At 74.2% G+C, this 24,851-nt stretch carries 21 protein-coding genes and 1 riboswitch; of the genes, 8 read left to right on the top strand and 13 right to left on the bottom strand.

What is annotated here, in order from left to right; genetic code table 11:
* Window positions 1-42: 42 nt before the first annotated feature.
* On the bottom strand, window positions 43-798 hold the full coding sequence (locus ACZ7D7_RS28905) for a ferredoxin reductase (protein ID WP_470828075.1): 756 nt from the start codon (window positions 796-798) through the stop codon (window positions 43-45).
* A gap of 10 nt (window positions 799-808) precedes the next feature.
* Entirely contained in the window at window positions 809-1,414 is a 606-nt protein-coding gene (locus tag ACZ7D7_RS28900; RefSeq protein WP_470828073.1) for a sulfite oxidase-like oxidoreductase, read from the bottom strand.
* Window positions 1,415-1,929: 515 nt separating this feature from the next.
* Here ACZ7D7_RS28900 and ACZ7D7_RS28895 point away from each other — a divergent pair.
* Complete coding sequence (locus tag ACZ7D7_RS28895) at window positions 1,930-2,733, top strand: putative protein N(5)-glutamine methyltransferase (RefSeq protein ID WP_470828071.1); 804 nt, start codon at window positions 1,930-1,932, stop codon at window positions 2,731-2,733.
* 38 nt (window positions 2,734-2,771) lie between these two features.
* Here ACZ7D7_RS28895 and ACZ7D7_RS28890 read toward each other — a convergent pair whose 3' ends face one another.
* Window positions 2,772-4,796: a SpoIIE family protein phosphatase gene (locus ACZ7D7_RS28890; protein ID WP_470828070.1), complete on the bottom strand. Its 2,025-nt coding sequence runs from the start codon at window positions 4,794-4,796 to the stop codon at window positions 2,772-2,774.
* Between the two features lie 449 nt (window positions 4,797-5,245).
* Between ACZ7D7_RS28890 and ACZ7D7_RS28885 the strand changes: the two genes are divergently transcribed.
* From ACZ7D7_RS28885 to ACZ7D7_RS28870, 4 genes are all read left to right on the top strand, one after another.
* Window positions 5,246-6,121: a hypothetical protein gene (locus tag ACZ7D7_RS28885; protein ID WP_470828069.1), complete on the top strand. Its 876-nt coding sequence runs from the start codon at window positions 5,246-5,248 to the stop codon at window positions 6,119-6,121.
* 116 nt (window positions 6,122-6,237) lie between these two features.
* Entirely contained in the window at window positions 6,238-6,609 is a 372-nt protein-coding gene (locus ACZ7D7_RS28880; protein ID WP_470828068.1) for a hypothetical protein, read from the top strand.
* Window positions 6,610-6,779: 170 nt separating this feature from the next.
* Window positions 6,780-8,795: an oxidoreductase gene (locus ACZ7D7_RS28875; RefSeq protein WP_470828067.1), complete on the top strand. Its 2,016-nt coding sequence runs from the start codon at window positions 6,780-6,782 to the stop codon at window positions 8,793-8,795.
* Between the two features lie 30 nt (window positions 8,796-8,825).
* Window positions 8,826-9,446: a PadR family transcriptional regulator gene (locus ACZ7D7_RS28870; RefSeq protein WP_470828065.1), complete on the top strand. Its 621-nt coding sequence runs from the start codon at window positions 8,826-8,828 to the stop codon at window positions 9,444-9,446.
* A 90-nt stretch (window positions 9,447-9,536) separates the two neighbouring features.
* Here the strand turns inward: ACZ7D7_RS28870 and ACZ7D7_RS28865 are convergent, their stop codons facing one another.
* Window positions 9,537-10,091: a hypothetical protein gene (locus ACZ7D7_RS28865; protein ID WP_470828063.1), complete on the bottom strand. Its 555-nt coding sequence runs from the start codon at window positions 10,089-10,091 to the stop codon at window positions 9,537-9,539.
* Window positions 10,092-10,257: 166 nt separating this feature from the next.
* Entirely contained in the window at window positions 10,258-11,250 is a 993-nt protein-coding gene (locus ACZ7D7_RS28860; protein WP_470828062.1) for a fibronectin type III domain-containing protein, read from the bottom strand.
* A 369-nt stretch (window positions 11,251-11,619) separates the two neighbouring features.
* On the opposite strand from ACZ7D7_RS28860, the gene ACZ7D7_RS28855 reads away from it, so the two are divergent.
* Entirely contained in the window at window positions 11,620-12,315 is a 696-nt protein-coding gene (locus tag ACZ7D7_RS28855) for a glycoside hydrolase family 75 protein (protein ID WP_470828060.1), read from the top strand.
* Between the two features lie 19 nt (window positions 12,316-12,334).
* On the opposite strand, the gene dhaM is transcribed toward ACZ7D7_RS28855, so the two are convergent.
* From dhaM to ACZ7D7_RS28815, 8 genes are all read right to left on the bottom strand, one after another.
* Window positions 12,335-12,745 (bottom strand): dihydroxyacetone kinase phosphoryl donor subunit DhaM, encoded by a 411-nt coding sequence (gene dhaM, locus ACZ7D7_RS28850; RefSeq protein ID WP_470828058.1) that lies wholly within the window; start codon window positions 12,743-12,745, stop codon window positions 12,335-12,337.
* Window positions 12,738-13,346 carry a dihydroxyacetone kinase subunit DhaL gene (gene dhaL / locus ACZ7D7_RS28845; protein WP_470828056.1) on the bottom strand — a complete coding sequence of 203 codons (609 nt, stop codon included), beginning with the start codon at window positions 13,344-13,346 and terminating at the stop codon, window positions 12,738-12,740. The genes dhaM and dhaL overlap by 8 nt, the downstream gene beginning before the upstream one ends.
* A 43-nt stretch (window positions 13,347-13,389) precedes the next feature.
* A complete protein-coding gene (dhaK, locus tag ACZ7D7_RS28840) occupies window positions 13,390-14,382 on the bottom strand; it encodes a dihydroxyacetone kinase subunit DhaK (RefSeq protein ID WP_470828054.1) in 993 nt (330 codons plus the stop codon).
* A 205-nt stretch (window positions 14,383-14,587) separates the two neighbouring features.
* Window positions 14,588-15,385 carry an ABC transporter ATP-binding protein gene (locus ACZ7D7_RS28835; RefSeq protein WP_470828053.1) on the bottom strand — a complete coding sequence of 266 codons (798 nt, stop codon included), beginning with the start codon at window positions 15,383-15,385 and terminating at the stop codon, window positions 14,588-14,590.
* Window positions 15,382-16,458, bottom strand: coding sequence for a FecCD family ABC transporter permease (locus ACZ7D7_RS28830; RefSeq protein ID WP_470828052.1), 1,077 nt, complete (start codon window positions 16,456-16,458; stop codon window positions 15,382-15,384). The genes ACZ7D7_RS28835 and ACZ7D7_RS28830 overlap by 4 nt, the downstream gene beginning before the upstream one ends.
* Before the next feature lie 47 nt (window positions 16,459-16,505).
* Complete coding sequence (locus tag ACZ7D7_RS28825; RefSeq protein ID WP_470828051.1) at window positions 16,506-17,543, bottom strand: ABC transporter substrate-binding protein; 1,038 nt, start codon at window positions 17,541-17,543, stop codon at window positions 16,506-16,508.
* A 30-nt stretch (window positions 17,544-17,573) separates the two neighbouring features.
* Window positions 17,574-17,752, bottom strand: a riboswitch (cobalamin riboswitch).
* Window positions 17,753-18,243: 491 nt separating this feature from the next.
* Window positions 18,244-19,980: a SpoIIE family protein phosphatase gene (locus ACZ7D7_RS28820; RefSeq protein ID WP_470828204.1), complete on the bottom strand. Its 1,737-nt coding sequence runs from the start codon at window positions 19,978-19,980 to the stop codon at window positions 18,244-18,246.
* A gap of 210 nt (window positions 19,981-20,190) precedes the next feature.
* Window positions 20,191-20,871, bottom strand: coding sequence for a class I SAM-dependent DNA methyltransferase (locus ACZ7D7_RS28815; RefSeq protein ID WP_470828049.1), 681 nt, complete (start codon window positions 20,869-20,871; stop codon window positions 20,191-20,193).
* Window positions 20,872-21,116: 245 nt separating this feature from the next.
* Here ACZ7D7_RS28815 and ACZ7D7_RS28810 point away from each other — a divergent pair, with 245 nt between their 5' ends.
* Window positions 21,117-23,510: a phosphoketolase family protein gene (locus ACZ7D7_RS28810; protein ID WP_470828047.1), complete on the top strand. Its 2,394-nt coding sequence runs from the start codon at window positions 21,117-21,119 to the stop codon at window positions 23,508-23,510.
* Window positions 23,511-23,755: 245 nt separating this feature from the next.
* Window positions 23,756-24,757: an ATP-grasp domain-containing protein gene (locus ACZ7D7_RS28805; protein ID WP_470828045.1), complete on the top strand. Its 1,002-nt coding sequence runs from the start codon at window positions 23,756-23,758 to the stop codon at window positions 24,755-24,757.
* Window positions 24,758-24,851: the final 94 nt, after the last annotated feature.

Raw genomic sequence — 24,851 nt, 5'->3', positions numbered from 1 at the left:
GAAACGGACCGGACCGGCCGCGCCGTTCGGCCGGTGCGGCGGTCAGCCGAAGCGCTCGATGCGGATGCGGTCGACGGGTTGCCCGGCCGCCACCAGCAGGCGCGAGGCGTGCTCGGCGAACGCGTTGGAGCCGCACACGTAGGCCTCCCACCCGCCGGGCGGGGACGCGGCCAGGGCCGGTGCGAGGTGCGCGGCCGCCAGTCGTCCCACGGGTACGCCCTCGGGCGCGCTCCGGGTGAACACGGGCGTGGTCTCCGCGCCGAACTCCCGCGCGTAGATCAGATCCTCGGGGCTGCGCGCGGACACCAGCAGCCGCAGCGGCACGTCGAGGCCGCGCGCCCGGTGGTGGCGGACCATCGACATCAGCGGGACGACCCCGGACCCCGCGCCGACCAGCAGCGCGGGCCGGTCGCCGGGCCAGGCGAAGAAGCCGCTCACCGGGCCGCGCACCTCGACCCGGTCGCCGACCCGGGCCGCCGTGTGGAACCAGCCGGAGACCTCGCCGTCCGCCACGTGATCCAGCGTCAGCTCGACGTGCCCGCTGTCGTCCGGCGCGGACGCGAGGGAGTAGTGGCGCTGGGCCGTGTAGCCGTCCGGGGCGGTCAGCCGCAGCAGCAGGTGCTGGCCGGGCAGGTGTCCCGGCCAGCCGGGCACGGCGAACCGGAAGGTCGCGGCCCTGGGCGTCTCGCGGCGGATCTCCGTCAGCGTCGCCGTCCGCCACACGGCGGCCGTCTGCTCGCCGACGGCGATGCGGCCGGGCACGGCGAAGCCGGTCGGCGGGGTGAAGGTCTCCGTCATGGCGCGTGTCTCAGTCACCCGCGTACCGCTGTTCTTCCCAGGGGTTGCCGCGGTCGTGGTAGCCGTTGCGCTCCCAGAACCCGGGTTCGTCGTGGTCGAGGAGGTGGATGCCGGCGATCCACTTGGCGCTCTTCCAGAAGTACAGGTGCGGCACCAGCAACCGCGCCGGCCCGCCGTGCTCGGCCGGGAGCGGCCCGCCGTCGTACTCCCAGGCGATCCAGGCCCGGCCGCCGGTCAGGTCCGCGAGCGGCAGGTTCGTGGTGTAGCCGGTGTGGGAGTAGGCGACGGCGTGGGTGGCCGACTCCTCGGGCCGTACGGCGTCCAGGAAGACGTCCAGGGACACGCCGCCGAACCGCACCCCGAACTTCGACCAGCTCGTCACGCAGTGGATGGCGCCCTCGTACGCCGAGGCCGGCAGCTCGTGCGCCTCCTGCCAGGTCCAGGTGCGGGGCGCCGCCACGAGGCCGTCGATGCGGAAGGTCCAGTCGGCGGGGGCCAGCTCCGGGGTGACCTCGGCGGACAGGACGGGCCAGGTGTCGCCCGCGTCGTACTGACCGGGCGGCAGCCCGGGGTCGGGGACGCGCGGGCGGCCGGTGAAGCCTCGGGTGACGTGCATGCCGGTGGTGCCTCCAGGCCGCCGCGCGGGCGGCCCGCCGATCGACGAGTTGCTTACATGTTCAACCGTACGGGGCGAGGCGCCGTGCCCGCACACCGGCGCAGGGGAGCGGCGCCGGAGGGCCGGTCAGCGCCGAGGGCTCTCCGGCGGGTCAGTGCCGGGGGCGCTCCGGCGGGTCGGTGCCGGGGCCCTCCGGCGGTTGCCACGCGGTGTATCGCAGCAGGTACGCGGCGAACCGCTCCAGGTCCTCCGCCGGCCCGCCTGGCGTCAGGTGCGGCACATGGTGCGACTTGGTCTGCCGGGCCCGTGCCCGAGCCGACGGCCGGGTACGATCGCTGCACCCCGGCCTGAGGAAACGTCCCGGCCGCCCAGGGACACGAGGAGGTGAGACCCGTTGACGCCGTGTCAGACAGGGTGCGCTCACCTCGACGCAGGACGGATCGCCGACGGCAGGTGATCGTCAGGGTCCGACCGACCCAGGGCGCGCCTCGGCTTCCGAAAGGCTCTCGTTCACCATGCCCGCCGTTTCCCCCTCGTCCCCGTCCTCGCCGCCCTCCCCGTCGTCCGTCGTCGCCGCGCTGCGCGCCGCGGGCTGTGTCTTCGCGGAGGAGGAGGCGGACCTCCTCCTCTCCGCCGCCCGCACCCCTGAGGAACTCGCCGCCCTCGTGGACCGCCGCGTCGCGGGCACACCCCTCGAACACGTCCTCGGCAGGGCCGAGTTCCGCGGCCTGAGCATCGCCGTCGAACCGGGCGTCTTCGTGCCCCGCCGCCGCACCGAGTTCCTCGTGGAACAGGCCCTGGCGCGGGCGCCGCACGCCGCGGTCGTCGTCGACCTGTGCTGCGGCTCCGGAGCCGTCGGCGCGGCCCTCGCCGCCGCCCTCGACGGCGTCGAACTGCACGCCGCCGACGTCGACCCGGCCGCCGTGCGCTGCGCCCGCCGCAACCTCGCCGCCGCCGGCGGCCGGGTGCACACCGGTGACCTGTTCGGGGCGCTGCCCGACGACCTGCGCGGCCGCGTCGACGTCCTCGCGGCCAACGTGCCCTACGTGCCGTCCGGCGAGGTGCCCCTGCTGCCCCCCGAGGCGCGCGAGCACGAGCCGCTCGTCGCCCTCGACGGCGGCGCCGACGGCCTCGACGTGCTGCGCCGCGTCGCCGCCGGGGCCCGCGACTGGCTCGCGGCCGGCGGCTGCCTGCTGGTGGAGACCGGCGAACGGCAGGCCCCGGCGGCCGTGGCGGCCTTCACCCGGGGCGGCCTCACCACCCGCGTCGCGGTCTGCGACGAGCTGTACGCCCACGTCGTCGTCGGCGTCCGGCCCTGAGCGACGTCGGCGGCGCCGGGCCCCGGACGACCGCGTGCCTACGGCAACTCCCGCGCGCACGCGATGAGCAGGGCCACGTCGTCGGAGTTGTCGGGCTCCCGCAGCGTCCGCAGGAGGAGGTCGCACACCTCCTCCAGCGGGCGGTCCGGGCCGTCGAGCAGCGTCAGCAGCCGGTCGAGCCGCTCGTCCAGTGAGTGCCGCCGGGTCTCGACCAGCCCGTCGGTGTAGAACACCAGCCGGTCGCCGGGCTCCAGGTCGACGGTGGTGGTCGAGAAGGCGACCCCGCCGACGCCCAGCGGGGCCCCGGTGGGCAGGTCCAGCAGTTCCGGCGGCCGTCCGGCGCGCACCCGGACCGGCGGCAGATGCCCGGCGTTGGTGATGCGGCACTGCCGCAGGTGCGGGTCGTGCACGGCGTACACGCAGGTCGCGAAGGCCTGGTCCAGGCCGGAGACGATCCCGTCGAGGTGGTCCAGGAGCCGCTCCGGCTCCAGGGACAGGGAGGCGAGCGTGTTGGTGGCGGTGCGCAGCCGGCCCATCGTGGCGGCGGCGGGGATGCCGCTGCCCATCACGTCGCCCACCACCAGCGCGGTCCGGTCCCCGTCCAGGGGGATCACGTCGAACCAGTCGCCGCCGACCTCGCTGGTGGCGCCGGCCGGCTGGTAGCGGGAGGCGACCTCCAGACCGCCCGTCACCGCAGGATGACTCGGCAGCAGACTGCGCTGCAGCGTCAGGGCCGTCTCGCGGGCGTTCTGGTACCAGCGCGCGTTGTCGATCTGCACCGCCGCGCGGGCCGCCAGTTCGCGGGCCAGCAGCAGGTCGTCGGGGCTGAACGGCAGCGGGTTGCGGGTGCGCTTGAGATCGAGGGCGCCGAGCACCTCGCCGCGCGCGATGAGCGGCACGGCGAGATACGAGTGCACGCCCGCGCGGGCGAGCAGCGCGGCGGCCTGCGGCGAGCGGGCGATGCGCGGCAGGTCCTCGGCTCGGACCTCCGGCACCACCACCGGGTCGCCCGTGCGCACGCACTCGGTCACCAGGCGGTCGGGCTCGTAGCGGGCGACCTTGCCGGGCGGGTCGGCCGCCGCGAGGGCGTCCGGCGCGTCGTTCGCCCGGACGGCCAGGGCACGGATCGCCGCCGGCTCGGAGGGCCCCAGACGACAGCTGCGGCCCTCCACCACCGACTCCAGCAGGTCGACGGCGGCCACGTCGGCGAGCTCCGGCACCGCGACCTCGGCCAGCTCGCACGCCGTGCGCTCCAGGTCGAGCGTCGTGCCGATCCGCGCCGAGGCGTCCGCGATCAGCGCCAGCCGCCGCCGCGCCGCCTCGGCCTCCACGCCGGCCCGGTACTGCTCGGTGACGTCCACGACCGAGCAGGCCACGCCCAGGACGTTCCCGACGGTGTCCTCCAGGCGGTACAGCGACGCCGCCCAGGCGTGCTCCTCGTCGGGATGCGCGGGGCTGCGGCCGATCCACTGCCGGTCGATGAGGGGCCGTCCGGTCTCCAGCACCTGGCGCAGCGCGGCCTCCACGGGCGCGGCGTCCAGCGCCGGCAGGACGTCGCTCACCCGCCGTCCGATGTGCTCGGCGGCGGGCACGCCGTTGAGGCGCTCCAGCGCGGGGTTGACCGAGACGTACCGCAGATCCGGGTCGAGCACGGCGAGGCCGATCGGCGACTGCGCCACCATCCGCGTCGACAGCGCCACGTCCTGCTCCAGCTTCAGCACCGTCGACTGGTCGGCCGCGAGACCGAGGGCGTACACGTCGCCCCGGTCGTCCAGGAGCCGCATGTTGCGGAACTCCACGAGGCGGGTCGTGCCGTCCCCGCGCCGGATCGGGAACGCGCCGGCCCAGCCCTCGCCGGTCGCCATGACGTCGGAGAACAGCTTCACGACCAGGTCGAAATGCCGCTCGTGGACCATGATCCGCGCGGCGTACTGCCCGAGCGCCTCCTGCGCCGGATGGCCGAACAGCTCCTCCGCCTGCGGACTCCACAGCACGATCCGTCCCTCGGCGTCCAGCACGATCGAGGCGACACCGAGCACGTCGAGCAGCCCGCTGGGCCCCACGGCCCCGCGAGGCGTCCCGCCACGGGACTCCGGCCCGGTGGCACCGGGGGCCGGGCCCGGCGCGCCGCGGCCCTGGTGCGCGGCACCGTGGCCCGGGCCGCCCACGCCCGCCCCCGGGCGCGGCGGTCCGCCGGCCCGCCGGAACCCCGCGCCGTGGTCCATGGGAGACCCGGCGCTTCCCGGGGGAGACCCGGCTGCACTCATCGCACGCCCCGCCTTCGCCGTTCCTCGCGGCACGCCTCCCGGGTGCCGATCCCCTTGTCCTGCCGTGCGCGGCGCGGTTCCTCCGCCCGATCCGCTGTCTTCCTCCACCATCCCCCAACGGCGCGGTGAGCGCCGCGCAAATTCCTCCGGACAGGACGAGGCATGGCCCTCATTGGTCTGTACATGACCGACGGTGCGGGCCAGACTGGCGCCGCACGCCTCCCACCCCCACAAGGAGCCGCCCCATGCCGCTGCGCGCCCGGCAACGTTGTCGTGCCGTCCTGGCCGGACTCGTCACGCTCGCCACCGCCGCCGTCCTGGCCGCCGCCCCGCCCGCCTCCGCCGCCGACGTCTGGACCGAGGTCGGTTCCGACCGCGCCGATCCGCTGACCGAGAGCCAGGGTCTGACGTCGGTGGAGGTCCCGGCGAACAGCCCCAACCGCTACACCGGCATCGGCACCATCCCCGTCGGCGTCTCCGGCCGCGGCTGGAACCACGTCGGCGACCCCGACGCCTCCTACGACGGCCACTACATCGAGCCGTACCAGCGGGACTCGGGCGGCGCGAAGATGTTCCGCGTGCAGGCGCCGGGCGGCGGCTGGGCGGAGTACGTGCACGCCCTGAGCCCCGGCGAGGCCCTCAACAACTCCTGGGTCGCGATCTCGCCCGACGGCCAGTGGATGCTGTCGGGCGAGTGGGGCACCATGAACCGCCTCCTGGTCTTCCCCACCCCGGGCGTCAACGCCGCCACCTCGCCGTCGGCGAACCTCCCGCAGGCCGCCACCGTCCACCTCGACCGCGCCGTGCGCGACGTCCAGGGCTGCGACTTCGTCACCGCCACCCGGCTGCTGTGCTCCTCCGACGACCCGGAGGGCGCCCTGTTCGGCATGACCAAGCCGCTCCTCCAGATCGACCTGTCCGCCGCGCCGAGCGGCGCCTCGGACGTGTCCGGGCAGGTCACGGCGGTGCGTCAGGTGCCCCTGCGCAGCTCCTGCTCCGGCAGCTTCGAGACGGAGGGCATCGACTACGACCGCCGCAGCGGCACCCTGCGGGTGATCGTCGTGTCGCCCGGCTTCTGCGTCCTCACCGACAGCAAGACCTATCGCTTCACCCGCGGCTGACGGCCGCACCGCCGCTCGGTAGTGGCCGGACGCGGATGGTGCTTGGCTGGGGGTGGGGCGGGCGTCCCGGGGCACTCGGGGCACCGCACCACCCGGCCACGGAAGGAGCGATTCCGATGGACAGCGAGCGACCGCACCCGGACCACGTCTCGGTGGAGATCAGCGGCTGCGACAAGGACGACGCTCGGGTCGTGTTCGACGCGCTGTGCGCGTGCTTCGCGTCCGACCGGTGCGCCGACGACGTGCCGGAGGAACTCTCGGACACCCGCCCGACGGTGTGGCTCGGCACGTTCGACGTGACCGACACCCGCGAGGCCGCCCGGCCCGCCGCCCGGCTGTCGTCCCCCGTCGTCGCCGACGCGCACGGCGGCTACTGGGCGATCGACCGGTTCCGCACCACCCTCGACTCCCTGTTCACCGTGCACCACCTGAGCACGGTGCCCGGCGACCAGGAGGAGGAGCTGCACGTACGGCTGGAGAGCCGCTGAATACGTACCGCCGGTAATGCCGGCACCGGGTCCGCCCGCAGGTCCGTCACGGGCCCGCGGGCGGACCCGCTCCGTGTCCGGAGTCACCCCGGACCCATTGTGCAACTAGTTGCAAAAGGTGTCCGCCCTGCCTTAGAACTGAGGGCACGACACCGCGCACGGAGGGTCCGATGAGCCGTTTCCCGCATCTGCTGAGCCCGCTCGACCTGGGTTTCACCACACTGCCCAACCGCGTCCTGATGGGCTCCATGCACGTCGGCCTCGAGGAGGCCGAGCGGGGCTTCGAGCGCATGGCCGCGTTCTACGCCGCCCGCGCCCGCGGGGGAGTGGGCCTCATCGTCACCGGCGGCATCGCGCCCAACGACGAGGGCCGGCCCTACGAGGGCGGCGCCCGGCTCACCACCGAGGACGAGGCCGAGCAGCACCGGGTCGTCACCGACGCCGTGCACCGCGAGGGCGGCCGGATCGCCCTGCAGATCCTGCACTTCGGCCGGTACGCCTACCACCAGGACCTCGTCGCCCCCAGCCCCCTCCAGGCGCCGATCAGCCCCCACGTGCCGCGCGAACTCACCGACGCCGACGTCGAGCGGACCATCGAGGACTACGCCCGCGCCGCCCGCCTGGCCAAGCGGGCCGGCTACGACGGCGTGGAGATCATGGGCTCCGAGGGCTACCTCATCAACGAGTTCATCGCCGCGCGCACCAACCACCGCACCGACCGCTGGGGCGGCTCGTACGAGAACCGGACGCGCTTCCCGGTCGAGATCGTCCGGCGGGTCCGCGAGGCGGTCGGCGACGAGTTCATCGTCATCTACCGGCTGTCCATGCTGGACCTGGTGCCCGGCGGCTCCACGCTGGACGAGGTGGTCACGCTCGCCAAGGCCGTCGAGGCCGCCGGGGCGACCCTCATCAACACCGGCATCGGCTGGCACGAGGCCCGCATCCCCACCATCGCCACGTCCGTGCCGCGCGGCGCCTACACCTGGGTCACCAAGCGGCTCATGGGCGAGGTGTCCGTCCCGCTCGTGACCACCAACCGCATCAACACCCCCGAACTCGCCGAGCAGTTGCTCGCCGACGGCGTGGCCGACATGGTGTCGATGGCCCGCCCGATGCTGGCCGACCCCGACTTCGTCGCCAAGGCCGCCGCGGGCCGCTCCGACGCCATCAACACCTGCATCGGCTGCAACCAGGCCTGCCTCGACCACACCTTCAGCGGCAAGATCACCTCCTGCCTCGTCAACCCGCGCGCCTGCCACGAGACGGAACTCGTGCTGTCCCCGACCCGGCGGCGCAAGAGCGTCGCCGTCGTCGGCGCCGGACCGGCCGGCCTCGCCTGCGCGGTCACCGCGGCCGAACGCGGCCACGACGTCACGCTGTTCGACGCCGCCGCCGAGATCGGCGGCCAGCTCAACGTCGCCCGCAAGGTCCCCGGCAAGCAGGAGTTCGACGAGACGCTGCGCTACTTCCGCACCCGCCTCGCCGAAGAGGGCGTCGACGTCCGCCTCCACACCCGGGTCGGAGTCGACGACCTCACCGGCTACGACGAGGTCGTCGTCGCCACCGGCGTCACCCCCCGCACCCCCGACATCCCCGGCGTCGACCACCCGAGCGTCGTCGGCTACCTCGACGTGCTCCGCGACGGCGCCCCTGTCGGCGACCGCGTCGCGATCCTCGGCGCGGGCGGCATCGGCTTCGACGTCGCCGAGTTCCTCACCGACGGCGGCGACAAGGCCCACGAGGACCCCGAGACGTACTTCCGGCTCTGGGGCGTCGACATGGACTACCGCGCGCCCGGCGGCCTCGCCGAGCCCGAGCGGCCCGCCCCGCCGCGCACCGTCCACCTCCTCCAGCGCAAGCCCACCAAGGTCGGCGCGGGACTCGGCAAGACCACCGGCTGGATCCACCGCACCGAGCTGAGGCACCGCGGCGTCACGATGGTCCCCGGCGTCCGCTACGACCGCATCGACGACGCCGGACTGCACGTCACCGTCGGCGGGGAGAGCACGGTCCTGGAGGTCGACACCGTCGTGCTGTGCACCGGCCAGGAACCGCGCCGCGACCTGTACGAGGCGCTGCTCGCCGCCGGGCGTACCGCGCACCTCATCGGCGGCGCCGACGTGGCCGCCGAACTCGACGCCAAGCGCGCCGTCAAGCAGGGCACCGAGCTGGCGGCGGCCCTCTAGTGCCCCGGCAGGGCTCCCTAGGATGAGGCCATGTCACTCCCGCACGCCATCCTCACCGCCCTGCTGGAGAAGCCGTCGTCGGGGCTGGAGCTGACCCGTCGGTTCGACAAGTCGATCGGGTTCTTCTGGCCGGCGACGCACCAGCAGATCTATCGCGAGCTGGGGAAGCTGGAGGCCGAGGGCTTCATCCGCGCCCTGCCGTCCGAGCAGCCGGCCCGCGGGCAGAAGAAGAACTACGAGGTACTGCCCGCCGGCCGCGCCGAACTCGCCCGCTGGACCGCGATCCCGCAGGACCCGAGGCCGATGCGGGACCCGCTGGCGGTGCGGCTGCGGGCGGCGGCCGTCGTCGGCACCGCCGGCATCGAGGACGACCTGAGGCGCCATCTGGAGCTGCACCAACGGCAGTTGGAGCGGTACCGGGAGATCGAGGAGCGGGACTTCCCACCCGGGCAGGACGGCGCGGAGGACCGGCTCAGACACCTCGTGCTGCGCGCCGGCATCGACCTGGAGACGTTCTGGACGCAGTGGCTGCGCCGGGCGCTCGCGGACTTCCCTGACGTCCCGGGCGAGGAGCGCGACGACGTGCCGGGCGAGGGCCACGCGGACATCCGGGGAGAGGACCGCGACGCGACCGGGAAGGACCCGGCATGACGGCGGCCGCCCGTCCGGAGCACCTCGGACGGGCGGCCGCCGTCATGCCGGACGCACTGTGCACATCGGTACCGCTCACCTGCCGAACCGTCAGAAGCGGTACGGCTTCTGACGACGCTTCAGGTACCAGGCCGTGGCGAGCACGCCGGACCCCACCAGGAGTCCGCCGCCCACGAGCGTGACGGTGCCGTAGTCGCGTGCCGCACCGCCGATGCCGCCCATGACGCCGCGCGACGGTGACGGCGAGGCCGTGGGCGATGCCGTGGCCGAGATCGTCGGCGTGGCGGGCGGTGAGACGACGACGGACTGGGTGCCCGCCGTGCTGTTGTTGGAGCACTGGACGATCACGGTGTAGGTGCCCGGACTCACGTTCGTCCAGGACGCCGACTGGCCCGAGCTGGTGCCCGACAGAGGGGCCTGACGCCCCTGGGCGAAGCTCGACTGGCCGCTGCTGAGCAGGGAAGCCGTGCCCCAGTTGCCGTTCAGCTGGGCGCAGGCACTGGTGTTGACCGAGACCGTGGACCCGGTGGTGCTCACCGAGATGCCGGGCCCCGCGTGCGCGGACCCGGCGGCCAGGGCGATCGGCAGCGCGGCGGCGGCCGCCACGGCCAGGCCGGTGCGAAGGTGTGGCGATGAGTTGCGCATGTGGACTGCCCTCCGGCGGCACGGTTGGCGGTACATCCCTTGCGCCGCCGAGGTCGGGGTCGCCCGTGCTGCCTCGGGGCCAGCCAACGCGCCGCCGGGCGGGACCGCACTCCGACCGCACCCGTGCAGGTGACGCGTTCCTTCGGCCGGCGCATTCCGGCGGGCGTCAGCGCGCGCCCGTCGTCACCGTCCGCTCCGCCGAGAAGCCGCCCCACGTGCCGTCCGGCAACTTGGCCCGGACGCGCACCCGGTGGGTGACGCCGGCCTCCGTCCCGGCGTAGAAGCTGTGCGTGGCCCGCCCGCGCGGCACGGTGCCGCCGAAGACGAGCGAGGTGGCCGGGCGGCCGTCGAGCTGGATCTGGTACTCGGTGACGACCCCGTCCGTGCGCGGCGGCACCCAGCTCAGGTCGATGTGGTACGCCCCGTCCGCCCGGCGGACGGACGCCCGGAAGTCGCCGGGGGCGGTGGCGCGTCCGTCGTCGGTGCCCGGCGTGGTGAGCCGGACGGCGGCGCCCGCGGGGGAGAGGTTGTCGGCCGCGTCCCGGGCCCGGACCGTGAACGCGTACCGCGTGCCCGGCCTGAGCCCCGTCACCACGGCCGCCGTCTGGGTCCCGCCCACACTGTGGACCTTCGTGTCGCCCTGATAGATGTCGTACGACACCACGCCCCGGTCGTCCCTCGACGCGGACCAGGACAGCTGGACCACCCGGCTCCCGACCGCCCGGCCCCGCGCCGAGCCCGGCCGGGTCGGAGCCGAACGGTCCGCCTTCCCGGCCGCGGGAGTGGTCGCCCGCACCTCCCTGCTGGGCGGCCCGAGCCGCCCGTCGGCGTTCCGCGCCCGCACCGAGAAGGCGTACGCGGTGGACGGCCGCAGCCGGGTGACGTCCACCATGTGCCGGGAGGCGGGCACCTCCACCACCTTCCTGGCGCCGCGGTACACCTCGTACCGGCTGATGTCGTCGGCCTCGGGCAGCGCGTTCCACATGACGTGCACGCTGGTCGCGCTGCCCGCCTCGGCGGTGACGCCGGTGGGCGCGCCGGGCAGCCGGCCGCCCCCGCCGTCGTCCGCGCCGGCCCAGCCGCAGGACGCGACCAGCACGAGCGCCGCGCAGCACGCGGCGCGGCGGTGGCGGACAGGGGGAGAGGGCACGCCTCGCACGACTCGGCCTCCCGGTACGGGTCCGACGCTCACTGCAATGGTCCGGACCAATATGGACTGCCTGGCGCGCTCACATCAAGAGGGCGGCCGTTGGTGACCACCCGGACGCGTTACGTATGCTGAAGCTCCGTACGGCTGAACTCGTCGGCTGCGCCGCCGAGTTCACGCCCATGGGCGCGGACCGCTGTCGTCGCTGTCACCGCGCCGACGCGGGCGGCCGGGGGCCGGAGCCGGCACCGGCTCGGGCCCCCGGCCCCCGCCGGGACGACCGGGGATGCACCGTACGGCCCTCCAGCGGTGGCCGGGCCGACGGGCCGGGGCCAGATTGGGCCGAGTGTCCCTCAGTGTCCCCCGGAGAGGCCCTACATCGTGCGTGCCCAGTACCTGATGCTGGCCGCGGCAGGTGCCGTCCTGCTCGCCCCCACGGCGCTGCCCACCCCGCCCCCGCACCCCGCGGCGGAACCCGTGCTGCCGCGGGCGGGCGCCGTCCGCGCCGCCGACCTGCTCGCCAGGGCGCGCGACTGCGCACCGGTCTCCCGCGGCCGCTACCGCAGCGACTTCGGCGAACCGGCCGACATCCCGGTGTGCGGCACCCGTGACACCGTCCACTGGAAGGCCGACCTCGACATCGACTGCGACGGCCGGCCGGGGCCCCGCTGCAACGCCCGCACCGACCCGCTGTTCTCCGACGCCACGGCCTACGCCCAGTCCGACGGCCGCCCGCCCAGCGCCGAACACCTCCCCTACGTCGTCGTCCCCGGGCCGAGCCGCGTCTGGGACCACCGCGAGCACGGCGTGGGCGGCGGGGCCGTCGTCGCCGTCGTCCACCGCGACCGCGTGCGGTACGGCGTCGTCGCCGACGTCGGCCCGCGGGAGGTGATCGGCGAGGCCTCCCACGCCATGGCCCGCGCCCTCGGCATCCAGCCCGACCCGCACGGCGGCGGAACCGACGACGAGGTCACGTACATCGCCTTCAAGGGCAGCCGCGTGGCGCCGATCGAGGACCACCGGGCGGCCGTGCTGACCGGAGAGCGGCTGGCCCGGCAGTTCCTCCGCGGCGGCTGAACCGCCCCCGCCGATCGCCTCAGACCTTGCGGTAGGCGTACGCCTCCGCTGCTGCCGCCTCCACCGCCGCGAGGTCCGCACCGGTGGCCGCCGTGACGACCGCCGCCACCGCGCCCTCGACGAACGGGGCGTCGACGAGACGCGTGCCCTCGGGGAGTTCGTCGCCCTCCGCGAGCAGCGCCTTCACCGTGAGCACCGCGCTGCCGAGGTCCGTCAGCACGGCGACCCCGGCGCCGCGGTCCACCGACGAGGCCGCCGCCGCGATCAGCTCGGCGCTGGTGCCGAGACCGCCGTCCTCGGTGCCGCCCGCCGGGGCGATCGGCACATGGCCCCCGCCCCCGGCCAGCCCCTTCGCCAGTTCGGCCACGGAGGCCGCCACCTGCGCGCTGTGCGACACCAGCACGATCCCGACCAGCTTCTCGTCACTCACCGCGGTCCTCCGCCGTCTCGGCCAGCGCGGCGACGAGCAGCGCCGCCGACGTGGCACCCGGGTCCTGGTGACCGATGCTGCGCTCCCCGAGGTAACTCGCCCTGCCCTTGCGGGCCTGCAACGGCGTCGTCGCCTCCGCGCCCCGCTCGGCCGCGGCCCGCGCCGCCGCGAAGGACTCGCCGAGGGCGTCCACGGCCGGCACCAGCGCGTCGATCATGGTCTTGTCGCCCGGGGCGGCTCCGCCCAGCGCCATGACCGCCTCCACCCCGGTCCGCAGCGCCCCGGCCAGCTCCTCCTCGCCGACCTCCGCACCGTCCCCGAGCGCCTTGCCGGTGCGGCGCAGCAGCGTTCCGTACAGCGGGCCCGAGGCGCCGCCGACCGTCGACACCAATTGCCGCCCGGCCAGCATCAGCACGGCGCCGGGCGTGCCGGGACCCTCCTTCTCCAGCACGGCCGCCACCGCCCGGAAACCGCGCTGGAGATTGCTGCCGTGGTCGGCGTCGCCGATGGGCGAGTCGAGCGCGGTGAGGTGTTCCGCCTCGCGGTCCACGGACGCGGCGGTCGCCGTCATCCAGCGGCGGAAGAAGTCGGCGTCGAGCACGGGATCTCCTTGCCTGGTGGGTACGTCGTGGTCGCTCACGGCTTCACATGCCCCAGCGCAGGCCCGGCGTGCTCACCGGCGCGTCCCACAGCCGCAGCATGTCCTCGTCGATCTGGCACAGGGTGACCGAGGCGCCCGCCATGTCGAGGGAGGTGACGTAGTTGCCGACGAGCGTGCGGGCGACGGCGACACCGCGGGCGGCGAGCACCCGCTGCACCTCGGCGTTGAACCCGTACAGCTCCAGCAGCGGCGTGGCGCCCATGCCGTTCACCAGGACCAGGACCGGGTTGCTCGGCGTCAGGTCGGCGAGGATCGCCTCGACGGCGGCGTCGGCGATCTCCCCGGACGTCATCATCGGCCGCCGCTCCCGGCCGGGCTCGCCGTGGATGCCGATGCCCAACTCCAGCTCGCCGGGCGGCAGGTCGAAGGTGGGGCTGCCCTTGGCGGGCGTGGTGCACGCGCTGAGCGCCACACCGAAGCTCCGGGAGTTCTCGTTGACCTGACGGGCCACGGCCTCCACCCGCTCCAGCGGCTGCCCCTCGTCGGCCGCGGCGCCCGCGATCTTCTCCACGAACAGCGTCGCGCCGGTGCCGCGCCGCCCCGCCGTGTAGAGACTGTCGGTCACCGCCACGTCGTCGTTGACCAGGACCTTCGCGATCTGGATGCCCTCGTCCTCGGCGAGTTCGGCGGCCATGTCGAAGTTGAGGACGTCCCCGGTGTAGTTCTTCACGACGAACAGCACCCCGGCCCCGCTGTCCACGGCCGCCGCCGCCCGCACCATCTGGTCGGGCACCGGCGACGTGAACACCTCACCGGGACAGGCCGCCGACAGCATGCCGGGACCCACGAAACCGCCGTGCAGCGGCTCGTGCCCGGAGCCGCCGCCCGACACCAGGGCGACCTTCCCGGCCACCGGCGCGTCCCGCCGCACGATCACCCGGTTCTCCACGTCGACGGTCAGCTCGGGATGGGCGGCCGCCATGCCGCGCAGCGCGTCCGCGACCACCGTCTCGGGAACGTTGATCAGCATCTTCATGGGTACCTCCTGAAGAGATCGGCAGGCCCTGGATCCGCGTTTCACCAGGTCAGAGCGGCATGGTCATGAGTGCCCGTCAGGTCCTGCCGGTGGTCGACCGCCGGGCGGCTGCTTCTCCTGTCTACGGCAGTATCCGTCTTGCCGCGGCGAAGGTCACGCCGTCGGTGCCCCGAGCGGCGACGGAAGGGCCCGCGAATCCGGAGGATCAGCGGTTCGGGACTGCCGACGGCTGCCCGGGCAGGAAGGTCACCTGAGGTGCGCCCGTGCGTGGATGGACGGCCACCTCGCTCGACACGCCGTACACCTCGGCCAGCAGCCGGGGTGTGAGGACCGCTGCCGGGGGGCCGTCGGCGGCGATTCTGCCGTGGTCGAGCACGTAGAGGCGGTCGCAGAAGTGGGCGGCCAGGTTGAGCTCGTGCAGGGAGACCAGAACCGTGGCCGGCAAGTCCCGCAAGGCACCCAGGACTTCGAGCTGGTGACGTATGTCGAGATGGTTGGTCGGCTCGTCCATGACGAGGAGGGACGGTTGCTGGGCGAGGGCACGGGCGATGAGCACCCGCTGGCGTTCGCCGCCGGAGAGCCGGTCGAAGGGGCGGTGGGCGAGGTCGGCGGCGTCCACCGCCGCGAGCGCCGACCGGATCAGGCCGGCGTCCTCGCCGGTGTCGCCGTCGAGCAGCCGCTTGTGCGGGGTGCGGCCCATCGCGACGACCTCCCGCACGGAGAGGTCGAACTCGGCGCCCGGCTCCTGTACGACCGCCGCCACCGTCCGGGCGAGCCGGCGCACGGGCAGCGACCAGGCGTCGGTGCCGTCGACCCTGACCCGGCCGCTCGCGGGGCGCAGGACGCGGTAGACGGCGCGCAGCAGGCTCGACTTGCCGCTGCCGTTCGGCCCGACCAGGCCGATGACCTCGCCGGGCCGGGCGCTCAGGGAGACGTCCTCGATCAGACGGTGGGCGCCGGCGGTGAGGGTGACCCCGTCGACGACGAGTTCCGTGCCGGTCATGCCGCGCCTCGAACGGTGCCGCGCCGGGCGTCGCGGCGCATGAGCCACAGGAAGAACGGGCCACCGCACAGGGCGGTGAGCACGCCGACGGGGATCTCCATGGGCGCGGCCACGACGCGGGCGGCGATGTCGGCCCAGATCAGGAAGACCGCGCCGCCGAGCGCGGCCGTGGGCAGGACGCGCCGGTGGTCGCCGCCGACGACGAGGCGCACGATGTGCGGCAGCATCAGCCCGACGAAGCCGATCGGTCCGCACGCCGCGACGAGGACGCCGGTGACGAGGGAGAGCAGGACGAACATGCGGGCGCGGAAGCGGGCCACGTCCAGACCCATGGTGGTCGCGGCCTCCTCGCCGGCGAGCAGCAGGTTCAGGTTGCGGGCCTGGACCGTGAGGATGCCGATGCCCAGGAGCAGGGCGGCGCCGGGCAGCCACAGGGCGCCCCAGTCGACGCCTCCGAGGCCGCCGAGGGTCCAGGCGAGGACGGCGCGGGTCTCGTTGCCCCGGTCGGTGGTGAGCAGCACCAGGTCCAGCACGGCGGTGAGCACGGCGGCGACGGCGACACCGGAGAGGACCAGCCGCGCGGACGTGATCCGACCGCCGGTGCGGGCGGTGGAGTAGACGAGCAGCAGCGCTCCGAGCGCACCCGCGAACGCGGCGACCGACAGCGACACCGGCCCGAACCAGGTCACCCCGAACACGATCACCGCGACGGCGCCGAGGGACGCCCCGGAGGAGACACCGAGCAGGTAGGGCTCGGCGAGGGGGTTGCGGATCAGGGCCTGCAGGGCGGTGCCCACGACCGCGAGTCCGGCGCCCGCCACGGCCCCGAGGAGCACGCGCGGCGCGCGCACGTCCAGCACGATGGTCTCCCGCGCGCGAGACCAGTTGGGTGCCGACCAGTCGGCGCCCAGCGCGTGCGTCACGATGCCCCACACCTGCCCGGGCGGGACCCGCACCGAGCCGATGGCGAGACCGGCCGTGACGGACACCACCAGCAGGACGGCCAAGAGGACGAGCGTGACCGCGAGACCGGCCGGGCCCACCCGTCCGTCGCCCTGCCGCCGCCCGCTCACGGTCCGCTCGGTACCGGTACCGGTACCGGTACCGGCGACCGGGGCCGTCACGCGAAGCTCTCGGGGTGCAGTCCGCGGGCCAGATCCTCCACCGCGTACGCGGACCGCACGCCGACCAGGGTGGCGGTCAGCGGCAGGACGACGAACCGCTTGTTCTTGATCGCGGGGACGTCCTTGAGGGCGGGCCGGGAGAGCAGGAACTCCTTCTTCCGTTCGACGCTTCCGGCGCCGGCGTAGTCGTAGACGGCGATGACCTCCGGCTTGCGCTCGACGACCTGCTCCCACGAGACGTCACCGAAGACGTCGTCGAGGTCGGCGAAGACGTTGCGGCCGCCGGCCAGCCGGATGAGGTCGGTGCCCAGGCTCTTGCCGCCCGCGGTGAACGCGGCCTTGTCACCGCTGTCGTAGACGAAGACGGGTACCTCGGTGGCGCCCTCGACGGCGGTGGTGGCCTTGTCGACCCGCGCCTGAAGCGCGGAGACCAGCTTGTCCGCCCGGTCGGGCACGCCGAAGATCCGGCCGATCGTGCGGACTTCCTCGTAGGTGTCCTTCATCGTGACCCGCTCCTTGCCGCAGTATTCGCGGTTGAGGTGGGTGTCGATGCCGGCATCGGCGAACGCCTCGCGGGAACGGCCCTCGTTCTCGGTGAAGGCGCTGCCGTAGCCGCCGTAGACGAGGTCCGGCTCGGCCTCCAGGACCGTCTCGAACGACGGTTCCCTCTGGGCCAGTTGCGGGATCGCCTCGTAGTCGTCCTTCAGTTCGGGCAGGACGGGGGAGTCGGGGAAGGCGGTGCCCACCATGCGGTCCTTCAGACCGAGGGAGAGCATGAGTTCCGCCGGGTGCTGGTGGATGGTGACGACGCGGGAGGGCGGCCCGTCGTACGTCGTCCTCACACCGCAGTTGTCGATGGTGACGGGGAAGCCGTCGGCCGGAGACGCCGTGGCCTTCGCGTCCTGGCCGGTGTGCTGCGACGAGCCGCAGCCGGCGCTCAGCAGGGCCGCCGACAGGGCGACGGCCGCGGCGCGCAGGGCGTGGCGCCTTCGGACACGGGTGAACAGCGGGGGACGGAACGTGCCGTCGTACACGTGAAGCCTCCTGGGGAGTCCGCGCTCCTCGGAACGGGCCCGCGACAGGCCAGTGTCCTGACTCCCGGATCGACGCTCCCCCCTGCCTTCCCGCGCGGTGCGCAGTGGCGTGGAGAAGGGGTGCACTCCCCGGTCACAGTGGCGGGACCGTGCCGGATTCGCACCGGCTTCCTGTTCTCCCGTCGCGGCGATGACCCGGTGATACTACGGTCCGTCGAGCTCAGGTCAAAAGGGCGCGGGGGCTCGCTCGCACGCCCCGAGCCTGCCGTCAAGCCTCGCGGACCGCCCGCAGCACCAGCCGTCCGGCGTGCTCGTCGTGGGGGAAGCACGAACCGGGCTCGGTCGGCCCCGAACTCCAGGTCCCGCGCCCGAAGGGCCCAGCCTGGGTCACGGTCATGCTCGGTCTGCTGCGGTCCGGGCCGGGCCCCGCCCGGTTGCCGATGTCCCCGCGGACAACTGGTGCGCTGCGAGGCCCCGTTGGCGTGGGCCGAGCGACTGTGGGTGGGTTTCGCGGACACTCGGCGGAGAGCGACGTCTGCGTCGAACCGGGCTCGCAGTTCGTCATCAACCGCCAGGGGTGAGGCCCATGAGAACCTCGGAAACCTGACAACCCCGACGGGACTCCGCCCTCGGGTGAGCAGACCCGGCGCCCGCCGCACCACGCGGCGCCCGCCGCACCACGCGGCGGGCGCCGTACTGCTCACTCCTTCGGCAGCTCCAGCTCGAACCACACCACCTTGCCCGTGCTCACCCGCGTCGCGCCCCAGCGGTCGGCCAGCTGGTCGACCAGCCACAGGCCCCGGCCGCCCTCGTCGCTCAGCTGCGCCTCGCGCATCCTCGGCACCTGCGGCGAGTCGTCGCCGACCTCGCAGCGCAGCACGTCCGTGCGCAGGATCCGCAGGCTGATCGGGCGGTTGGCGAACCGCACGGCGTTCCCGATCACTTCGCTGACCAGCAACTCGGTGGTCTCCAGCAGGGAGTCGAGGCCCCAGCGGCGCAGCGCCCTGCGGGCCAGCCGGCGGGCCTGGCCGGCGGTCCGCGGATGGGGCGCCAGATACCAGTACGTCACGGTCGCCGGCTCCACGCCCTCCAGCCGGGCGGCGAGCAGCGCCACGTCGTCGTGCCGGTCGCCGTGGCCCAGGGTGCGCAGCGCCTCGTCGCACAGCGACTCCAGGGGCGGCGGCCCGGCCGGGTGGGCGGCGGCGTGGTCGTCCAGCCGCGCGACCAGCTGCTCCACGCCGGTCTGGAGGTCCGAGCCGCGCGACTCGACGAGGCCGTCCGTGTACAGCAGCAGCGTCGCCCCGGCCGGCGCCGGCATCTCCGTCGACTCGAAGGCGCAGCCGCCGACGCCGATCGGCACGCCGGTCGGGATCTTCATGATCTCGGCGGTGCCGTCCGGGTGCACGAGCAGCGGCGGGGGGTGGCCCGCGTTGGCCATCAGCAGCCGCTGCCGCACGGGGTCGTACAGCACGTAGAGGCAGGTCGCCATGTGCTGGCCGCCCAGCCGCTCCGCCTGTTCGTCCAGGTGGTGCATGACCTCGGCCGGGGGCAGGTCGAGGCCGGCCAGGGTCTGCACGATGGTGCGCAGCTGGCCCATGATCGCCGCGGAGGTCACGGAGTGCCCCATCACGTCGCCGATGACGAGGGCGACGCGGCTGCCGGGCAGCGGAATCGCGTCGTACCAGTCGCCGCCGACCTGCGCCGTGCGGGAGGCCGGGAGGTACCGGCTGGCGAGCCGCACGCCGGTCGGCTCGGGCAGCGACTGGGGCAGCATCGTGCGCTGCAGCGCGTCCGCGACGAACGCCTCGTGCCCGTGCCGCTCGGCCTTGTCGATGCCGAGGGCGGTGAGGGTGGCGAGCTGGGAGGCGACGAACAGGTCGTCGTCGGTGAAGGCCGGGCGGTGGGCCTCGCGGGTGAGGACGACGACGCCCATGGCGTGGTCGCGGCCGAGGAGCGGCGCGACGATCGAGCGGCGCCCGCGCGGGCCCGCCTCGGCTCCCAGCATGTCCGCCAGGACGGCGGCGGTCGCCGGGGAGTCCCCGAACACGGGCCGGCCGCCCCGCAGCAGCCCGGCGAGGCGGCGGGCCACGTCCGGGGGCACGGCGCCACCCGGGTGCGACGTGCCGTGCGCGCGCAGGACGACGGCGGTGTCCGGGGCGCCGTCGGCCAGCGGCAGGGGATGACGCAGGTAGACGTGCGCCCGGTCGGCGTACCCGGGCACGGTCGCGGCGGTCAGCTCGCGCAGCGTCTCGTCCAGCTCCATGGAGCGGGCGATGCGCCGCGTGGCCGTGTCCAGGAAGCGCAGCCGGTCCGCGCGGGCCCGCTCGACCGCCGTCCTGTCACCCGTCGTGCGCAGGGCGTGCGTACCCGCGGCCCGGATCCGGATGACCGAGCCGTGCGGCCGCGCGGGGCCCGCCCCGTCGGGGTGCGGCGGCATCGCGCCGCGGCCGACGGGCGCGGCCGGCGCTTCCGCGTCCGGCCCGCCGTGCGGTGGCAGCGACGCGGGGGAGAGGGGCGCCGCCGCGGGGCCGCCCGGGCGGCCGGCCCCGTCGGCCCCGCTGCCGGGGTCCGCGTGTGCCGAGCGATGGTGCGTCACGCGTGTCCTTCCCTCAGTGCTGCGCCCGTACGGCGGGCGGGAACCGGTGTGTCAGTCGCGTCGCCTGCAGCGGAGGAAGATGTGCTCCTCCGGCTGCACCTCGGTGCTGGCCGGGGCGTACGAGTAGGAGGACTCGTCGACGACCTCGAAGCCCGCCGACTCGACCACCTGGCGCAGGTCCTCGCGAAGATAACCGGAGACCCGGATGCGCCGCCCCAGGAACGGGATCGGATAGTCGTCCACGTCGGCCTCCACCATCGACAGGGCGAGCAGCCCGCCCGGCGTCAGCAGGTCGTGGACCGTGCGCAGCGCCAGCGGGATCTCCGCGCGGGGCAGCATCAGCAGCGAGAAGAACGCCACGGCGGCGTCGAAGCGCCCCAGGTCGAGGGGTCCGCCCGGCCGCAGGTCCGCGATGTCCGCCCGGTGGAACGTGGCGCCAGGGACGTGCGCCTCGGCCAGTTCGACCATCCGGGCCGACAGGTCGACGCCGACGACGTCCAGACCGGCCTCGGTCAGCTGGCGCGCCGTGGGCACTCCCGTACCGCAGCCCACGTCCAGCACGCGGGCCCCGGCGTCCAGGGAGCCGACGAGCCACTCGGCGGCCGCGAGCTGCCCTTCCTTGTGGGGGAAGGCCTCGTCGTAGCGGTCGCCGATGACGTCGAAGGCTTCTGCCTGGCCCGTGCGGTCGAGCTGCAGGTCGCCGTATTCGAGACGGCCAGCGGGGTCACTCATGTGTGGTATCCACCCTTATGGGCTCGTGATGTGATTTTGTCACATTTCGCTTGATCGCGAGATGTGTGGCGCCGGGCAACGAGGGAGCAGGGCCCGCATCCCGGGGGCACGACCTTATTGCCCCGCTCGCGGAAACTCCCGCGGTTCGTCCGACCAGCTCTGCCGGGTACCCGGCAAACGGCACAGGGTGGGACGTAAGGACCCGCCGACGACCCGGCCGCCCCCGACCCGGAAGGGAACCCACGATGTCCGCCGACCCGCAGCAGGCGCCCCTCGCGCCCTCCCCGCTCACCGACGACGAGCTGAGGACGCTGGACGCCCACTGGCGCGCCGCGAACTACCTGGCCGTCGGCCAGATCTACCTCATGACCAACCCGCTCCTCACCGAACCCCTGCGCCCGGAACACGTCAAGCCGCGGCTGCTCGGACACTGGGGCACCTCGCCCGGCCTCAACCTCGTCCACACCCACCTCAACCGGGTGATCAAAGCTCGCGACCTGGACGCCCTGTGCGTCTGGGGCCCCGGCCACGGCGGGCCCGCGGTGGTCGCCAACTCCTGGCTGGAGGGCTCGTACACCGAGAAGTACCCGGACGTCACACGGGACGCGACGGGCATGGCCCGGCTCTTCAGGCAGTTCTCCTTCCCCGGCGGCGTGCCCAGCCACGTCGCGCCCGAGACACCGGGCTCCATCCACGAGGGCGGCGAGCTCGGCTACGCCCTGTCGCACGCCTACGGCGCCGCCTTCGACAACCCGGACCTGCTCGTCGCCTGCGTCATCGGCGACGGCGAGGCCGAGACCGGCCCGCTGGCCGCGTCCTGGCACGGGAACAAGTTCCTCGACCCCGTGCACGACGGTGCCGTCCTGCCGATCCTGCACCTCAACGGCTACAAGATCGCCAACCCCACGGTGCTCGCCCGGCTCCCCGAGGCCGAACTCGACGCGCTCCTCAAGGGCTACGGCCACGACCCGATCCACGTCACCGGCGACGACCCCGCCGCCGTGCACCGCGCCATGGCCGAGGCCATGGACCTCGCCCTGCACCGCATCACCGCCTTCCAGCGCGCCGCCCGCGACGACGGGGCCACGCAACGGCCGCGCTGGCCCGTGATCGTGCTGCGCACCCCGAAGGGCTGGACCGGCCCCGCCGAGGTCGACGGACTGCCCGTGGCCGGCACCTGGCGCGCCCACCAGGTCCCGCTGGCCGCCGTCCGCGACAACCCCGAGCACCTGCGCCAGCTGGAGGCCTGGCTGCGCTCGTACCGGCCCGAGGAACTCTTCGACGCGGACGGCCGCCCTCGCCCCCACGTGCTGGCCTGCGTCCCGGACGGCGAACGCAGGCTCGGCGCCACCCCGCACGCCAACGGCGGACTGACACTGCGCCGACTGCCCCTGCCCGACCTGGAGCCGTACGCCGTCGCCGTCGCCGAACCCGGCGCCACCCTGCACGAACCGACCCGCGTCCTCGGCGACTACCTGGAGGAGGTCATGCGGGCCACCGCCGACCGGCGCGACTTCCGGCTCGTCGGCCCCGACGAGACCGCCTCCAACCGCCTCCAGGCCGTCTACGGCGCCAGCGGCAAGGCCTGGCAGGCGGGGACCCTCCAGGTCGACGAACACCTCGACCGGCACGGGCGCGTGATGGAGATCCTCTCCGAACACACCTGCCAGGGCTGGCTGGAGGGCTATCTGCTCACCGGCCGGCACGGACTGTTCTCCTGCTACGAGGCGTTCGTGCACATCGTCGACTCCATGGTCAACCAGCACATCAAATGGCTGCGCGTGACCCGCGGGCTGCCCTGGCGCGCGCCCATCGCCTCCCTCAACTACCTGCTCACGTCCCACGTGTGGCGCCAGGACCACAACGGCTTCTCCCACCAGGACCCCGGCTTCGTCGACCACATCCTCAACAAGAGCCCCGAGGCCGTACGCGTCTACCTGCCGCCGGACGCCAACACCCTGCTGTCGGTCGCCGACCACGCCCTGCGCAGCCGGGACTACGTCAACGTGATCGTCGCCGGCAAACAGCCCTGCTTCGACTGGCTGCCCCTCGACGCCGCCCGCGCCCACTGCGCACGCGGCGCCGGCGTCTGGGACTGGGCCGGCACCGAGGACGGCAGCCGCGAACCCGACGTCGTCCTCGCCTGCGCCGGCGACGTGCCCACCCAGGAAGTGCTGGCCGCGGCCCGCCTGCTGCGCGAACACCTCCCGGAACTGGCCGTGCGCGTGGTCAACGTCGTCGACATCGCCCGCCTCATGCCCAGTGAGGAACACCCGCACGGCATGAGCGACTTCGAGTACGACGGACTGTTCACCCGCGACCGGCCGGTGATCTTCGCCTACCACGGCTACCCCTGGCTCATCCACCGCCTCGCCTACCGCCGCACCGGACACGCCCACCTCCACGTGCGCGGCTACAAGGAGATCGGCACCACCACCACGCCGTTCGACATGGTGGTCCGCAACGACCTCGACCGCTACCGGCTCGTCATGGACGTCGTCGACCGCGTCCCCGGACTCGCCGTGCGCGCCGCCCACGTACGCCAGCGCATGGCGGACGTCCGCACCCGCCACCACGACTGGATCCGCGTCCACGGCACCGACCTGCCCGAGGTCGCCGACTGGACCTGGGACGGCTGAACACGCCACCCGGCCGGAATCCGCCCTGCTCACAGCGGTGCCACACGGCGCACGGGCGGGGCGGACCGGCGCAGGGCGGGAGCAGAGGAGCGGCCGGCCGTGCGCCCTGGCAGGTGCCCCACCGGGCGCCTACAGTGAGGCCCCCGCCGATGACAAGCCCACGCGAGACGCACCACCCCGTGAGTCGCCCGGGCCGCGTCACCCAGGGCGCGGCCCAGGCGCGTCGATCGTCGCTGGAGGCTGCCGTGTCCCGACCCCGCATCGCCCTGATCGCGGACCCCACCTCGTCCGAAGGCTGCCGGGAGTACCTCGCCCGCGCCGTCGAACTGCTCACCGGCGCACCGCCGGTCCGCGTGGCCGCCCGGCACTTCGCCGCCGGCGGAACCGGCCGCGCGATCCCCGCCGGGAGCCGCTTACGGCTCCAAGTGCCCGAAGAAGACCTGGACTTCGTGCCCGACGTCGTCCTGCTCTACGAGATCCCGCCGCACCGCAGGGCCGCGCTCGCCGCGTTCCAGAACCTCCTGCACCGGCACGGCGTGGTCACGCTCGACGCCGGCCCCGAGGCCTGGCGCACGGCGACCGAGAAGAACCTGACCGTCGAACGCCTCCAGCGCGACGGCGTCGCCCAGATGGAGACCGTCGTCCTGTCCCGGCCCACCGCCGAGGAGGCCGAGGCCGCCCTCGACAAGCTCGGCGGCGACGCCTGGGCCCGGCCCGTGGTCGGCACCGGCGGCGACGACACCTTCCACGTCACCACCCCCGACGCCCTGCACGGCGCCGCCGCCTACTACGCCGCGCGCGGCAGCGACTGGCTGCTGTCCCGCGACGCCGGGAACATCACCGCGAGCGGCGGCCGCCACCAACTGCGGGTGTTCGTCCTGCACGGCCGCGTCGTCCACGCCCGCGAACACCTCCAGCCCGCGCCCGACACCCCCTGCAACACCTGCCGCGGCGCCACCCCCGTCCACCTCGCCCCCGGCGACCTGCCCGCGCACCTCGCCGCGCTCGCCGTCGCCGCGACGGAATCCGTCGGCCTGCCGTTCGCCGGTGTCGACCTGGCGCCCGAGAACGGCGGCGTCGTCTTCGAGGTCAACGTCCACCCGGCGTTCGTCGACGGGGAACTGGAGAAGGTCGCCGTGCCCTACGTCCGGGCCCACCTCGACGCCCTCGCCCGCGGCGGCGACCCGGCGGACGTGTTGCCGCGCCAGGCGGGGGAACCCAGGACGACGGGCGCGCCCACCGGGTGACGACAGCCGCGGGGGCGGCACGACACGACGGCGGGAAGGACCCATCCGCTTCTCGCGGATCCTGATTGCGCGGTGCGCGGCTCGAGACCGCTTC

The organism is Streptomyces sp. NPDC037054 (assembly GCF_055606745.1).
This window is presented reverse-complemented; position numbering and strand designations above follow the sequence as displayed.